The following is a 13,283-nucleotide window of genomic DNA, read 5'->3' as shown; positions in this document are numbered from 1 at the left end:
GTGCGGTGTAGTCCTAGACACCTCCACCACACCGGAGGTCTTCGCCATGATCAAGACCCGGCACTGTTAACAACGCTCGTGGTCAATACACCTAGGACCGGGCGGAGACCGGGGCGGTGGCGGTTGGACCCGGTCAGCCCGCGGTCGAGGTAGATCCTCTCCTCGGGGACACCGAGGGAGAGAAGAATCTCCTGTTGGGCTGTCAGGTCCTGCATGTCGGTGGAGCATCGGGCATAGCCCGTGAGAAGTCCGCTATCGAGTGGCGGCCGAGGTAGGGGGCATCTCTTATGTAGGGCCTCATCGCGGACAGGTAAAACCGTCGCCCGAGGCCCGCAGGAAGAACGCCGCCCTCGAATAGAATTTTGAGATTCAATTACTGGTTGGAAACATTTCGAGTGACCTACACCACGAATGATCTGCACACACCATTTGAAGCTCAGTCAAGTCGCCTGACAGGAAGAGTTGCTGACGTTATGTCATATAACCCACTCCAGTTTTCCGTCGAAGGTGACGGAACCTCGATGTTGTTGCGGGCTAAGTGGGCTGTTAACGTCCTGCTGCGCCCAACACGCCGGTATGACCAGCCGGGTTGAGGCAGTAGAAATCACTCAGCCTATGTTGTCATCGCCCCTGGCGATGACAACATAGGCGGCTGTTCACGGATCTTCGGGGGCTTGTTAATGGGGGAATCTTCCTCGTGTCAGCTTCCGTGCATCCTCGGAGAATGGGAGCTTTCATGAAGTCGACAATGCATCAGAACAGTTTCGCTGTGCTGGCCGCCGCCATCGGTGCGGCGGGTCTGGCCATGGCTGGTTTTGCGGCATTCTGGGTGGCTGGTTCGCTGGGTATCAGTGCGAGTGTCGCCGGTCAGGTCGTATCCGCCATTGAGGCGGGTGGTCTGGCGCTGGCCATCGTCTCGGCCATGTTCAGTGGTGGCGTTATCTCTGCCGTCAGCGCGACGGTGCTCTACTACATCAAGAAGAAGGGTAAGGCGTTCGCGATCGCCTAGACCTGACGCTGACTCTGGTCTGATGGCTGACAACGCCATGGCTGTTCTCGCAAGGAGCAGGAGCGCTCTGCTCTCGCTCCTTGCGAGCGCCGCGATCTTCGGTCTTGGTGCAGCGCTTGGATATTCGGCTTTGTCCAGCGCGAAGTTTGAACCGCGGACAGTATCACCGGAAAATAGTTTCGGTCAGGCCTTCTTGGAGATCCTGGGCAGGAACCTTCCCTCTGGGATGCTGCTTTATGCGGGATCCGTTTCCTTCGGAGTGGTGAGCCTGATCGGCATCACCATGCTCTCTGCCTATGTGGGGGCGACGCTGGCCGTCGTCGTGTCCAACTCCGAATGGTCGGGGTTCGTAACCGAGACGGGACTGTACGTGGGGTTCGAGTTCCTGGGATTCATTCTTGCCGGTGCGGCCGGCCTGTATCCAGCCGCCTCCGCAGCGCTTCGCGGGAGGCGCTGGAAGGAAGCCGGGATCCTGCGCCTCTATGTGAATTCAATGGCGGATTCCTTGCGAATCTTCCTGGTTGCGGTGTCGATCATTGTCGGCGCTGCGTTTATCGAAGCCACTGTCATGGCAGCGAGATAGGGACATGAGAACTGATACATCTCACCAGCCGGAGGTGGCGGACGGGGCGGCGGTCAGGGCGCCGTTCGGTGACGAGGTCCGTCACACTGTCGAGTCCGCCAAGGCTGCGGCGCCGACGAGCAAGTTCCTGTGGCTCGCGCTGTACTTCGTCGCATGCGCGCTGGTGCTGTGCAGGCTGCCGACCGCATTCGCCTACGCGCAGACCCTGATAACACCGAAGCAGCGGGCTGAGATCGGTGACCCGGCGCTTCAGGACCTTGCAGTCAACGTGGCTGTGGGCGGCGGCGTCCTGCTGACCGTCTTCGTCTACGCCTGCTATGTCTTCGTGGCCCGCGCCCTGGAGCGGCGGGTCTTCACGGCGAGTCGGCCGCTGGGCCGGGGACTGCGTACCGGTGCGTTCTTCCCCGTGGTCGCCCTGTGTCTTGTGCCCCCGCAGTTGGCCGCTCTCGCATTCGGGATGGTCGACCCGACGCAAGGCATCGTCTACTACCTCTACATCACCGCGGTTGCCCTGCTGGTTCCGGCGCTGTTCCGGGCTCACTGGCGGCACCTGCCCTCAGGCAGGATCATCGCCCTCTACTGCTGCAGCCTCGGCCTCGCCGCGTTGGCCGCGGTCGGATAGCCAAGGGCATCGAAAAGCAAGAGAGATACCTCCTATGCTCACGCTCTACACGAAGACGGCCCGACTTGCCGCAGCGGCCATGCTGCTGCTCGGTGCGGCGGCGCTGCTGTGCTTCCTCACCCGTCCACTCGGCACCACGGGGAACGTCGACCCGCACGTGCTCAAGACGGCACTGGCAGTACAGCTGCTGGTCTTCGCCGTACTGCTGCCCGCCTCGGCTGTCCTGGTACGCAGGGCGAGGGAGACGACATGGTGGATGGCGGGAGTGTCGATCCTCGCCATGGCATCGAACTCGATCATGCTCGGGGATTCCGTGTCGTCTTCACCGCAGTCTCTGTTCTCGCTGCTGGCCGCAGCCATCTCTCTGGCCATGGCGGTGGTGTCGCTGTTCGCGGCAGGTGAGCGCCAGTCCCGCAAGGCTTCGCAGAACAGGTTCTAGGCAGCCGCTCGGCTGTTTGAGGAAGCGTCATGTCAGCTACGGAAACACAGCTCGGCCGGATCAGAGTCCGTGCGGTCTCTGACTTCTACCTGTTCGAGATACTCGCCGCTCTGCGCCTGCGCATGACGGTGCGCACGGCCAGGCGTCTGTTCGTCGGCTTGTACGTGCTGGCCGTGCCGATCGTCTTCCTCCTCGCGGTGGCTGGCTTCTCCCTGATCAGGCTCGCTACGGAAGAGGAGGGTGTCCAAGCCGAGGAGCTGCTGGTGGCCTTGGCGGTATTGTCGGTCTATGTGACTGGGACGTATGCCCTGAGGGAGGCGTTCTCCCAACGCCGGTTCATGGTGACGGGGTCGCCGAATGCGGGACTCTTCCGGGCGCTGGACATCTCGTCACGGGAAGTGTTCCTCGTCTACTGCGCCCGCCGTATCTGCGCGTACCACCTGCTGCTTGGCATGCTGCCTGCTGGTTTCCTGGTCGCCTACTGGTCGGCCCGAGACATCGGCGTGGCGCATCTCGCCTTCGCCGTGGTCGTTCCGGTCGGCATGTGCGCCGTCAGTCTGTCGGTCGCCGCGCGGTCCGCGCTAAACCTGCGCCAAGCGCGGTACCGGGAATCCGTCAGGGTGATCGCTACCTGCATCGGCTGCGCAGTCCTGGGCATCTCGGCCGCGCTGTTCATCACGGCTCCGCTGCTGGGGTCCGCCGCGGCCAGGATGTCGGCGCTCTACTCGTCGGCGTTTGCCCGATCGTGCGCGGCGGTCGTCGTGGTCCTCGGCAGCCTCGCCTGTTTCCGCCTCGTACGGGACCTCGGCAGGATGCCGTTCCACTCCTTCCCCCTCACGGCTGCTTCACGTCCAGGTGTACGGGCCCCTGATCACACGGGGCCCGGTGCCAGGGTCCCGGCGCTCGTGGGGATCCTGGCGCGAGAGTTGCGTGGCAGCGCGGTGTACCCCCTGGTCAAGCACGTGTTCCTGGCCGGGACGGGAACGGTCGCCGCCGTGGCGGGTTTCGCACTAGCGAGCCCCCTTCCTCTGCCGGTGGCAGAACTGCCCGCCCGCGCCCCGGAGATCGCAGCGGGCGTCGCCGCGGTGATGGTGCTCGGCCTTGCGGAGATGCTGTCCCGGGCGATCGGCCCGACCCTGCTGCGGCCCGCGCTGCGCGCGACGTGGGAGGCGGGCATGTCCTGCTGGTCCATCGCCCGCGCGGTGGTCCTCGTGTGGATCGTATGCGCAGCGTGCGCCGGTGTGGGAACCGCCGCGGTCGTCCTGCTCCTGACCGGCCCGGGCCTCACTGCCATCCCCGTGATCACAGCGGTGTGCGGTGTTTGTGCAGCCCTTGTCGCCGAGACCGTGGCGGCCCCGCCGGGAAACACCGACGGCACTGCGGCCTCCGACCCTGTCACCGGGTTCCTGTCACTCACCTTGACCGGCCCCGTGATCTGGATCTTTTCTCAGCAATGGACGGCCGAACCGGCCCTGGCCTTCGGCTACACCCTGATACTTACTGGAGTTGCGACGCTGTGCGTGAGACGAAGCATCCTGAACCTGCGCTAGAGCTGAAGTCCGTCACCTTCGGGTACCACCCGTCCAGCCCTGTGTTCGTGGACCTTTCCCTGTCCTTGCCGGGCCGTGGTCTGATCATGGTGTCGGGCCCAAACGGCGTCGGTAAGTCGACCTTCCTCGAGCTGTGCAGCGGTTCCCTTGCGCCATGGACCGGCCAGGTGCGCGTCGGCGGCCGGGACGCAAGGGATCCGCAGAGCCGGACCGCGCGCAGGGTCTGCCGTACGGACGTGTCGCTCTATCCCAGCATGACCGTGCGGGACCACCTTGTCTTCGCAGCCCGTTGCCACGGGACCAGCCCTGGACCAGGACTGCTGAGGGCCGCGTGCTACGGGCTGGAGCCGTGGCTCGACCACGCTGCGAAGGAGCTGTCCACGGGCAACCGAAGGAAGCTCTGGCTAATCATGTGCACCTTGGGCCAGTTCACGCTCGTCATCCTCGACGAGCCCTTCAACGGACTGGATGCCGCAGGTATAGATCTGCTCTCGGCCGAGATGAACACGTGGTCCTCGCGTGCCTCCGTGGCGCTGATCGCACACGACCCGCCGGCGACCGTGACAGCGGACACGACCATCATCCTCGACGGACGCTCCAGCCCATCGACGGGAGGCAAGTAGTGGCAACGGTTCACGTCGATGGCCTGTCAAAGGCATTCGCCGACAAAGTGGTGGTGGACCAGCTCAGCTTCACCGTGGAACCCGGGGCGGTCACCGGCTTCCTGGGCCCCAACGGCGCAGGAAAGTCCACGACTCTGCGACTCATGCTCGAGCTTGAACAGGGAAGCGGCCAGACACTCTTCGACGGCAGGCGCTACTCGGAACTGGCCGATCCGGCACAGCGCGTCGGAGCACTCCTGGAAACAAGGTCCTACCACCCAGGCCGCACCGTGCACGCGCACCTGCGCATGCTCAACCGCGGGATCGGCATCCCGGACACGCGCATCGACGAAGTCCTCGACCTCGTCGGTCTCCTCCCTGTCGCCCGACACCGGCCGAAAGGCTTCTCCCTGGGCATGCTGCAGCGCCTCGGCCTCGCCTGCGCGCTGCTCGGCTCTCCCGACGTCCTCATCCTCGACGAACCCGGCAACGGCATGGACCCGCAGGGCATGCGGTGGCTGCGCACCTTCCTCAAGGAGTACGCGGCAGCCGGCAACGCCGTCTTCGTCTCCTCCCACCAGCTGTCGGATCTGGACGAGCTCGCTGAGCGGGTCGTGGTGATCGGCAAGGGACGTCTCATCGCCGATAGCACCCTCGCCGACTTCAAACGCGGATACGGCGCAGGCACCGTACGTGTACGGGCGGAAGCCCCGGACCAGCTCCGCCATGCCCTCCTCCAGCGCGGCGCGGACGTCGAGTCCAGCACGGACGGCTACCTGCTGGTCAACAAACTCCCGCAACGGGAGATCGCGACCACGGCACTCGCGGCGAACGTCATCGTCACCGAGCTGACCGCCGCCGAAACGACGCTGGAGGAAGCGTTCCTGCTCGCCTCAGCGGCGAGCGTCGAATACGTGACAGATCAGAAGGCGGATGCCCCGTGAACAGACCTGTGCGATACGAGTGGGCGCGCCTGACCACCCTGACGTCCACATGGCTGCTCGCGGCCGTCACGATCGCCGTGACCGCCCTTGCCAGCTGGGGTTATACCTTCACCGTCACCGAGTTCCAGTCGACCGAGATGGCCGTTACTCCGCAAGAGGCACTGGTCGCCGTCATCAACAAGGCCTCGTTCGTCCCCCTCGCGGCCGGAATCTTCGGGGCACTCGCCATGGGCGGTGACTACCGGCACGGCACGATCAGAGCAACGCTCGCCATCACGCCCGTTCGCAGCCGGGCCATCGCGGCCAAGGCCGTCGTGGCCGGCGGATTCGCCCTGACAGTCATGGCGTGCTCCACCGCGGTCTCCTGGATCGTCGCATGCACCAGCCTGCCGGTGGAGCTGATCTCTCGTGCGTCGTACGGAGATCTGATCGTGCTCCACTGCGGCCTGCTGCTGCAGACCGTGTGCTGGACCCTGATCGGTATCGCGATCACCATCATGTTCCGCTCACAGACCGTCGCCATGGTCTCCTTGGTCGCCATCCCCTACATGCTCGAGCCCATGGTCAGAACGGGCGGCATGCTCACCAGCTCCCCGTGGTTGACGCACATGGCGAAGTACCTGCCGTTCGCCGCGGGCACCTCGATGTCGAACATCTCAGGCGACGACGGGGCCTTCCTCGCCGACGCCTCCCAGCGCCTGACGCCCGCAACCGCGATCCTCGTCTTCGGCCTCTTCACCGCGGCCCTCTACGTCGCGGCCGTCACACGGTTCCGCAGCCAAGGCATCTGATCCAGAACCCCGTCCAGACATGAGCGGCGCACAGCTGCACCGGAGACCATGGGAGGGGAAGCGTGGCGTTTCTGACCGATGAACAGCGCCGTAGCTATGGCACGTTCCATCAGGTGCCGGACGACGGTCAGCTGGCCGACTACTTCCTGCTGGACCGCGCCACGCGGCGCCGCGCGATGGCCTGCCGGGGCACGAGGTCGCAGCTCGGCTACGGCGTCCAACTCAGCACTGTGCGGTTCCTCGGCACCTTCCTCGACAACCCCGAGGACGCGCCCGCCGAAGTCGTGGAGTACGTCGCCGATCAGCTCGGCCACCCCGCCTCGGTACTGGCCGGGTACGGCGCCGAGCGCACCCGCTGGAACCACCAAGGCGCCGTCAAAAACGCCTACGGCTACCGGGATCTGAGGGGCGACGCCTGGTGGAAGCTGGCCCGCTGGCTGTGGGACCGGTGCTGGTCGGGCAATGAGCGCCCCATCGCCCTGTTCGACCTCGCCACGCTGCACTTGGTCGAGAACAAGGTGCTGCTGCCCGGCGCCACCGTCCTCGAACGCATGGTCACCTCCATCCGTGAGCACACCAACCGCAAGACCTGGCGCACCGTGGCCGCCAAACCCACCGCTGAGCAGCGTGCCGCCCTGGCCGGGCTGCTGCCGGTCGAGGACAGCCGCCGCACCTCCAAACTGGACCGGCTGCGCCGCTCCCCGCGCGACATCACCGGTCCCGGCGCGGGCAAGGCCATCGACCGGTACATCGAGCTCAACAAACTCGGCGGTGCTCCCCCTGGCCGGCTCCCTGCGCGAAGGCACCGTCCGCGCCTCCCAGATCCTGCCCGTCCTCGCAGGCCAGGGTCGCCCCAGCCCACTCGGCCGCGCGGTCATGCAGATCGGCCGCCTGGACCGCTCCGCCTTCCTCGCCCGCTACTACCACAGCGAACTCTTCCGCCGAAAGATCAACACCCAGCTCAACCGGCAGGAGTCCCGCCACGAACTCGCCCGCCGCATCTTCTACGGCCAGAAGGGCGAACTGCGGCAAAGGTACAAAGAGGGGCAGGAAGATCAGCTATCGGCACTGGGCCTCGTCCTCAATGCCTGTGTTCCGTGGAATTCGGTGTACCTCCAGGAGATGGTCAACCAGCTCCGCGCCGAGGGCCACCACATCTCCGACGCCGACCTCGCCCGGCTCTCCCCGCTCGGTCACGATCACATCCGCATGATCGGCCGCTTCCACTTCCGGCTTTCGCCCGAACTCGCCGCCGGCAAGCTCCGCCCCCCTGCCTATGACGAGGGTGACCGTCGTCAGTTGACCGGCGGGCCGCCCCCGGCCTGCCGCTCGGCCAGCAGCCGCCGTACCTGCTCGTGCGACACCCCGCAGAACGCCCCGATTCGCCGCAGCCCCCAACCCTCATCCGAGGCCGCAGCCATCGCCTCCACCCGGGCCTCATCCAACGCGCCCACCAGCGCGCTCCGCAGCTCCTCCAGCAGACGCATCCGCAACGCCGGGGCCAGCCCGTCCAACTCGACACCGCGGTCCGCAAGGGCAAGCACGGCGGCCGGCCGCCGGTCATCACCGACGACATGCTCCACACCGTGCTGCGGCGCCGCGCGGGCGGCGAGTCCGTCGAGCACATCCAGCCCGACCTGATCATCCCCACCGGCAAGCGCAAGGGGTAGAGCCCCTCGGTGGCCAGCGTCTACCGGGCGCTCGCCGAGCACGCCAAGCGCGAGGCGTACCCGGAAGCCGTCGAGCTGGCTCACGCCGACTTCGCCGCCCTCACCGGCCCCGAAGTTCCAGAACCCTGTACGGAAACCAAGGCTCTAACGATACTCTACGGGCTATCCGCGGCCTGAGCCGCGGTCAGACGAACGCCAGCGGGCGGCATTCCCGATCGGCAGCCGGGTGGACCTTACTGGCCCGCCCACCCCCGACCGTCCCAGGAGTGCGGCCTTCAGGCGGAGTTTCCGCCGATGCCAGATGCGCCGTCGCTCTTCCCGCTCAGGATCGGTCTCGGTTTCCAGCCCCCGTTTGTTCGTCGCAGTCGCCCCCTCTGACCTGGCTTTCTCTGCCTCGGCGGCGGTCTTCTGCAGAACGCCGAGGACGGCATCGCCCAAGTGCATCCCGGCAGCGTCGTGGTGAGCACGCGCGGTGGTGGAGTCGATGCTGACCAGGGACAGGTCCAACTCGCCCTGCTTCGCGCCTTCGCGGTCATGCCCTCCAGCAGGACCTCGAAGACGCCGGTGTCACGCCACTGCCCGACGGTTGTGGGCGGTTGAACAGGCACCGAACTCGCCTGGTCCCGCCTATCCGCCGGTCTTGAACCGCCAGATCACACCTCGAACTGCTGCCGTGACGGCTCGGGATTCGGACTGTACTCGCCGATCGGCAGCTCCCCGAGCCCTTCGTAGCGCATCTTCATCGTGCGGGAGAAGAGTGAGTAACGCGCCTCGACTACTTGACGGCTCCGCTGGTGAGACCGGCGACGATACGTCGCTGAAAGACCAACACGAGTATGACCAGAGGAACGGTGACGATGACACCGGCAGCCATCTTCGTCCCGTAGGGCACATCGAAGCCGGTGGCTCCATTAAATCGGGATATCGCCACCGTTGCAGTCTGCATGGATGTCTTGTTGACCATCGACAAGGCGATGATGAACTCGTTCCACGCGGCGATGAAGGTCAGGATCGCGGTGGTGAAGATGCCAGGAGCAGTGAGTGGAAGAATAACCTTTCGAAAAGCCTGCCCCGCGGTGCATCCGTCGACCATTGCCGCCTGTTCCAGCTCCCGAGGGAGCTGCTGGAAGAATGCGGTAAGGTTCCAGACCGCCAGCGGCAGGGCGAACGACAGCGACGGCAGGATCATGGCCTGGTAGGTATTCACCCAGTAGAAATGATTGCTGAACAGTTTCAACAGCGGCACTAGAAGCGAGATTCCGGGAAACATCGAGGTGGCCACGATGACCGCCAAGACGACATTTTTACCCCAGAAATCCAAACGGGCAAGCGCGTACGAGGTGAATATGGCGATGATGAGTGTCAGGATGGTTGTGGTACCCGCGACTACCAGGCTGTTGATGAGAGCGCGCATGAATCCGCTGCTCGGCTGCATTACGGCCTGATAGTTCTCGAGCGACCACGGAGCGGGGAGCGGAGATTTAGCGAAGAGATCCGAACTGCGCCGGAAACTTGAGACGGCCATCCAGTAGAACGGCGCGAGACAGTAGAGAAGAACCAGGCATGTGCCGAGATGGCGTAGCAGTGCTCCACGGTTCGGGAGCGTGAAGCGCCGTGGGGAGGAATGGCGGAAAGCTATGGTCACGTGAGGTCCTCCTTCGCTAGATCGCGCTTACGGCGCAGGCGACGCTTCACTTGCTTGGCGGAGTCCGAGGACGCGAAGATCTCTGCCCCCAGGACTTTCACGAACAGGAACGCTATGGCAGCAACGTACAGAAACAGCAATACGCCGTATGCGGCTGCTGGTCCATACCGGGTATTTGCTGCTTCGTCAAAAGCCAGCATGGACAGGGTCTCTACCGAATCTTTGCGGGGACCGATCAGGACGTAGGGAAGATCGAACATCCGCAAAGCGTCCAGGAGCCGGAACAGAACCGCGACCAGTAGCACGGGCCGCAGCAGTGGAAGCGTGATGCGAAAAAACTGCTGGCTAGCATTCGCACCGTCCACCCGCGCCGCCTCATATACCTCTGCTGGGATGAGCTGCAGTCCTGCGAGGACGAGTAGGCCGACAAACGGCGCTGTCTTCCATGTGTCTGCCACGATGACCGCCACCGCTCCCTGGACTCCATCGGAAGTCCAAAGGATCTGAGTGCCGAGCACCGCGTTGGCGACTCCGTCGGCCTGGAAGATCCACTGCCACAGCAAAGCAGAGACTACGGTTGGGACGGCCCACGGGACGAGAACCCCGGCCCGCACTAGTCCACGTCCACGTATCGACTTGTGCATCACCAGAGCCATGGCGATACCGATCGCTGTTTCGAGGGCAACAGTGGTGAACGTGAAGAAGGAGGTGTTCGCCAGAGCGTTGTAGAACCGGTCGCCGGCCTCCCCTCGGAATAGATCGGCGTAGTGTTGTACACCAACGAACTTCTCTCCCTCGACCACAAACCCGGAGCTGTCCAAGCCGGATTGCTTGGCAAAAAGCGATTCACGGAACGCTGCGATTACCGGGTAACCCGCGACGAGCGCAAGAATGGCGATGGTGGGAGAGACGAGGAGTACTGCGAGGCGGCCCGTACCACGTCGCCGCTTACGGGGAGGGAGGGCAGCACTCCGTCGCCCCGCGGTGGGGGGAGACGGTGCTGTTTGCACGGACATAGTATTCACCTGACGTGGATGAGCGGGGCGGCGATGGCGTGGGGAGCGGCTTCCTGTCCTGCACGCACGAGGGGCGCAGAGTGAAACTCGCCCAGGAGCGTGCACGGTGGCTGACTGTCACGGTTTGAGCTGATGGAGCTTCTTCTGCAGGTTGGCGAGTGCTTGCTCCGGTGTGCTCTCGCCGGTCAGGGCCTTATAGGCCTCGTCCTGGATAGCTGCAGTGGCATCCCCATAGTGGACAACGCGCGGCCGCGGGTTCGCCGTGTTGATTGACTGCTTGAGTTCCGGCAAGTAGGGGTACTTGGCGATCAGGTCGGCGTCGTCGTACAGGGCTGCCCGCGTCGGGGCGTTGGAACCCAGCAGCAGTCGATCACGCTGTGTCTTCTCGCTGGTCATGAACTTCACGAAGTCCAGGGCGGTCGCCTTGTTGTCAGCTTGCGGGCTGACAGCCAGGTTGTGTCCCCCGAGGCTGGAGACGCCCGGCCCGTCCAGCCCAGGGAGCGGCGCAACGGAGAACTTCTTCGACACTTTTGAAGACTTCGCGTCATTAGCGAGAGACCATTGATACGGCCACTGTCGATGGAAGACCAGCTCTCCCTTTTGGAAGGCTTGCCTGCCCTCTTCCTCCTTGTACGTGATGGCCTTTTCGGCTATGAGGCCGTTTTTGATGCCGTCGCGGAAGAAGGTCAGAGCTCGAGCCGCTTCCTGCGAGTCGACATGGGGAGACCCCTTATCATCGAGGATCCTCCCTCCGGCGCTGTCGACCATCTCGGCGAAGTTGACAGTCAGACCTTCGTACTTGTCGAACTGGCCCGCATAGCAGGACATTCCTTTAGCCTCAGGCATCTTCAGCACCTTTTTACAGGTAGCCTGCATCTCGCCCCAGGTCTTGGGCGGCTTCTTGCCTGATTTCTCAAGCAGGTCCGAGCGGTAAAACAACAGTCCCGCGTCTGACGTCACCGGCACGGCATACAAGCCATCCCGGTAGGACGCCGCCTCGATCGTCGGTTTCAGGAACTGGGTGGGGTCGGCGATGTCGTCCGGGAGTTTCATGATCCAGCGATTGGCTGCGAACTCGGCCGTCCACACGACGTCGAGATCGAGGACTGCGAACTCCCCCGACTTAAGCTCCGCATCCTGGATCATGCGCTGGCGCTGCTGGTCGGGGGAGTCTGAAAGTTCCACGGCCCGGACAAGCTCATCCGGGTGGTCGACGTTCCACTTATCGATGATCTTGTTGAGGGTGGTGCTGTTGTCCTTGCCAGTGGCAATGGTGATTGGCCCGCGGCCGCTGAACTCATTGTTCTGACTGGACAAGCCACCCGGCTCGGTGCCGCATGCGGCGAGAACCGAAACCACCGTCACGGCAACGCCTGCCCGTGGCACCCAGCGGTTCATCTTTCCTCCTCTGACAGGCGTTCCATGCGATTCATGGCGGTGATGCATGCCCGTCAGGGTAGGAACTTCTCCTGGCAAAAGTCTACAGCTACTAGCAAGTTTCTTGCATAAGGTTGCAAGCTTGCATCAACGGAAGCTGGTCATGGCGGTGACTCGGACTCGAGGAGGCGGCCTAGGCGGCTCTGACCCTCGCTCCAGCAGGCTTGCGCACCGTTCGGTTCTCGGCCTGGTGGTACGCAGGGCCGCCGCACTGGCCTCGTATTGCTCTACCGCGCTCGGTGCGACCATTGGGCGTGACTCACTCTCCAGCCCCTGGTCAGGGGTGGTGGCGTCTCCGGGGCGCGTACCGGGTGCGGCTGTTGCGTCGCCCCGGAAGGACTGAGGCACGACAAGGTTGAACCATGCGGAGCAGCAGCTCAGGGAGTTATGTCGCCCGGGGGCTTCTGCCGGCCTGAAGCGCAGTCAGCGGATGGGGATCGCCCTGGGCTAATACGGAGCCCCTGGGCGTGCGTGTCTCACCGTAAGGGCTTGTCAATGAGGCTGCATCAGTAGAAGTTGCTTGTTGGGGTGGCAATCGCACCGTCCGCCGGTGGACGGGGGCACGGAAGGAGGGAACGGCGTATGCCGTGTCCCGTACAGACCTGTACTGAACCGTACTAAACCGTTCTGAACCGCAAGAGCGAGCATTTTGATCACATTCTGGGTTCCCGCACGGGAGCTTTCACCTTGGTGGGGCCACGACTTCCGCGGCTCATCGAGGCCCCACTAGCACTGTCCTTCAGCTCTGGGGCCGAATCCTTGAGCAATAAGTACCTAATGGTGCCGTTCTAACGAAGGCCGAGACGCAGCGTCCCGACCTTGCTGAGGGGGGCACGTCGACTGGCGTGAGCATGCTGCACCGTGCACTAACCTGGTTCTCTAACGAGTTGGTGCGTGATAGCGGGTGGGGCGTGTTTGCCCTGATCACGGCGTCTTTCACATGGTGATGTTGCGGTCGGAAACGAGGCTGGCAAT

General features: G+C 64.0%; 14 protein-coding genes and 1 pseudogene. 11 read left to right on the top strand and 4 right to left on the bottom strand.

Annotated features, from left to right (window positions below; genetic code table 11):
- Positions 1–50 precede the first annotated feature (50 nt).
- On the bottom strand, positions 51–422 hold the full coding sequence (locus ABZ532_RS30650; RefSeq protein WP_361291039.1) for a recombinase family protein: 372 nt from the start codon (positions 420–422) through the stop codon (positions 51–53).
- Between the two features lie 314 nt (positions 423–736).
- Between ABZ532_RS30650 and ABZ532_RS30645 the strand changes: the two genes are divergently transcribed.
- The 11 genes and pseudogenes from ABZ532_RS30645 (at position 737) to ABZ532_RS30595 (ending at position 8,387) form a co-directional block, all read left to right on the top strand.
- Positions 737–1,009, top strand: coding sequence for an uberolysin/carnocyclin family circular bacteriocin (locus tag ABZ532_RS30645; protein ID WP_361291036.1), 273 nt, complete (start codon positions 737–739; stop codon positions 1,007–1,009).
- A 22-nt stretch (positions 1,010–1,031) separates the two neighbouring features.
- Complete coding sequence (locus ABZ532_RS30640) at positions 1,032–1,592, top strand: stage II sporulation protein M (protein WP_361291033.1); 561 nt, start codon at positions 1,032–1,034, stop codon at positions 1,590–1,592.
- Between the two features lie 4 nt (positions 1,593–1,596).
- Positions 1,597–2,214 carry a hypothetical protein gene (locus tag ABZ532_RS30635; RefSeq protein ID WP_361291030.1) on the top strand — a complete coding sequence of 206 codons (618 nt, stop codon included), beginning with the start codon at positions 1,597–1,599 and terminating at the stop codon, positions 2,212–2,214.
- A 34-nt stretch (positions 2,215–2,248) separates the two neighbouring features.
- Complete coding sequence (locus ABZ532_RS30630) at positions 2,249–2,653, top strand: hypothetical protein (protein WP_361291027.1); 405 nt, start codon at positions 2,249–2,251, stop codon at positions 2,651–2,653.
- A 29-nt stretch (positions 2,654–2,682) separates the two neighbouring features.
- Positions 2,683–4,203, top strand: coding sequence for a hypothetical protein (locus tag ABZ532_RS30625; RefSeq protein ID WP_361291024.1), 1,521 nt, complete (start codon positions 2,683–2,685; stop codon positions 4,201–4,203).
- On the top strand, positions 4,107–4,826 hold the full coding sequence (locus ABZ532_RS30620) for an ATP-binding cassette domain-containing protein (protein WP_361291021.1): 720 nt from the start codon (positions 4,107–4,109) through the stop codon (positions 4,824–4,826). Before ABZ532_RS30625 ends, ABZ532_RS30620 begins: the two co-directional genes overlap by 97 nt.
- A 53-nt stretch (positions 4,827–4,879) precedes the next feature.
- The gene (locus ABZ532_RS30615; protein WP_361291018.1) at positions 4,880–5,749 is read left to right on the top strand and encodes an ATP-binding cassette domain-containing protein; all 870 of its coding nucleotides are present in this window, start codon (positions 4,880–4,882) and stop codon (positions 5,747–5,749) included.
- Positions 5,746–6,540: an ABC transporter permease subunit gene (locus tag ABZ532_RS30610; RefSeq protein ID WP_361291015.1), complete on the top strand. Its 795-nt coding sequence runs from the start codon at positions 5,746–5,748 to the stop codon at positions 6,538–6,540. Before ABZ532_RS30615 ends, ABZ532_RS30610 begins: the two co-directional genes overlap by 4 nt.
- 62 nt (positions 6,541–6,602) lie before the next feature.
- Positions 6,603–7,091 (top strand): annotated as a pseudogene (locus tag ABZ532_RS30605) (DUF4158 domain-containing protein); the annotation flags it as partial.
- A 220-nt stretch (positions 7,092–7,311) separates the two neighbouring features.
- Positions 7,312–8,181 carry a Tn3 family transposase gene (locus tag ABZ532_RS30600; protein ID WP_361291012.1) on the top strand — a complete coding sequence of 290 codons (870 nt, stop codon included), beginning with the start codon at positions 7,312–7,314 and terminating at the stop codon, positions 8,179–8,181.
- A 38-nt stretch (positions 8,182–8,219) separates the two neighbouring features.
- Positions 8,220–8,387, top strand: a complete 168-nt coding sequence (locus tag ABZ532_RS30595; RefSeq protein ID WP_361291009.1) for a hypothetical protein — start codon at positions 8,220–8,222, stop codon at positions 8,385–8,387.
- Between the two features lie 598 nt (positions 8,388–8,985).
- Here ABZ532_RS30595 and ABZ532_RS30590 read toward each other — a convergent pair.
- The 3 genes from ABZ532_RS30590 to ABZ532_RS30580 all read right to left on the bottom strand — a co-directional run bounded on the left by ABZ532_RS30590 (position 8,986) and on the right by ABZ532_RS30580 (position 12,269).
- A complete protein-coding gene (locus ABZ532_RS30590; RefSeq protein WP_361291006.1) occupies positions 8,986–9,855 on the bottom strand; it encodes a carbohydrate ABC transporter permease in 870 nt (289 codons plus the stop codon).
- Positions 9,852–10,676 (bottom strand): sugar ABC transporter permease, encoded by an 825-nt coding sequence (locus ABZ532_RS30585; RefSeq protein WP_361291003.1) that lies wholly within the window; start codon positions 10,674–10,676, stop codon positions 9,852–9,854. Before ABZ532_RS30585 ends, ABZ532_RS30590 begins: the two co-directional genes overlap by 4 nt.
- Before the next feature lie 312 nt (positions 10,677–10,988).
- Entirely contained in the window at positions 10,989–12,269 is a 1,281-nt protein-coding gene (locus tag ABZ532_RS30580; RefSeq protein ID WP_361291000.1) for an ABC transporter substrate-binding protein, read from the bottom strand.
- Positions 12,270–13,283: the final 1,014 nt, after the last annotated feature.

The organism is Streptomyces sp. NPDC019396, assembly GCF_040632375.1.
Taxonomy (GTDB): domain Bacteria; phylum Actinomycetota; class Actinomycetes; order Streptomycetales; family Streptomycetaceae; genus Streptomyces.
The sequence above is the reverse complement of the archived record's forward strand: the minus strand, read 5'-3'. Positions and strand labels throughout refer to the sequence as shown.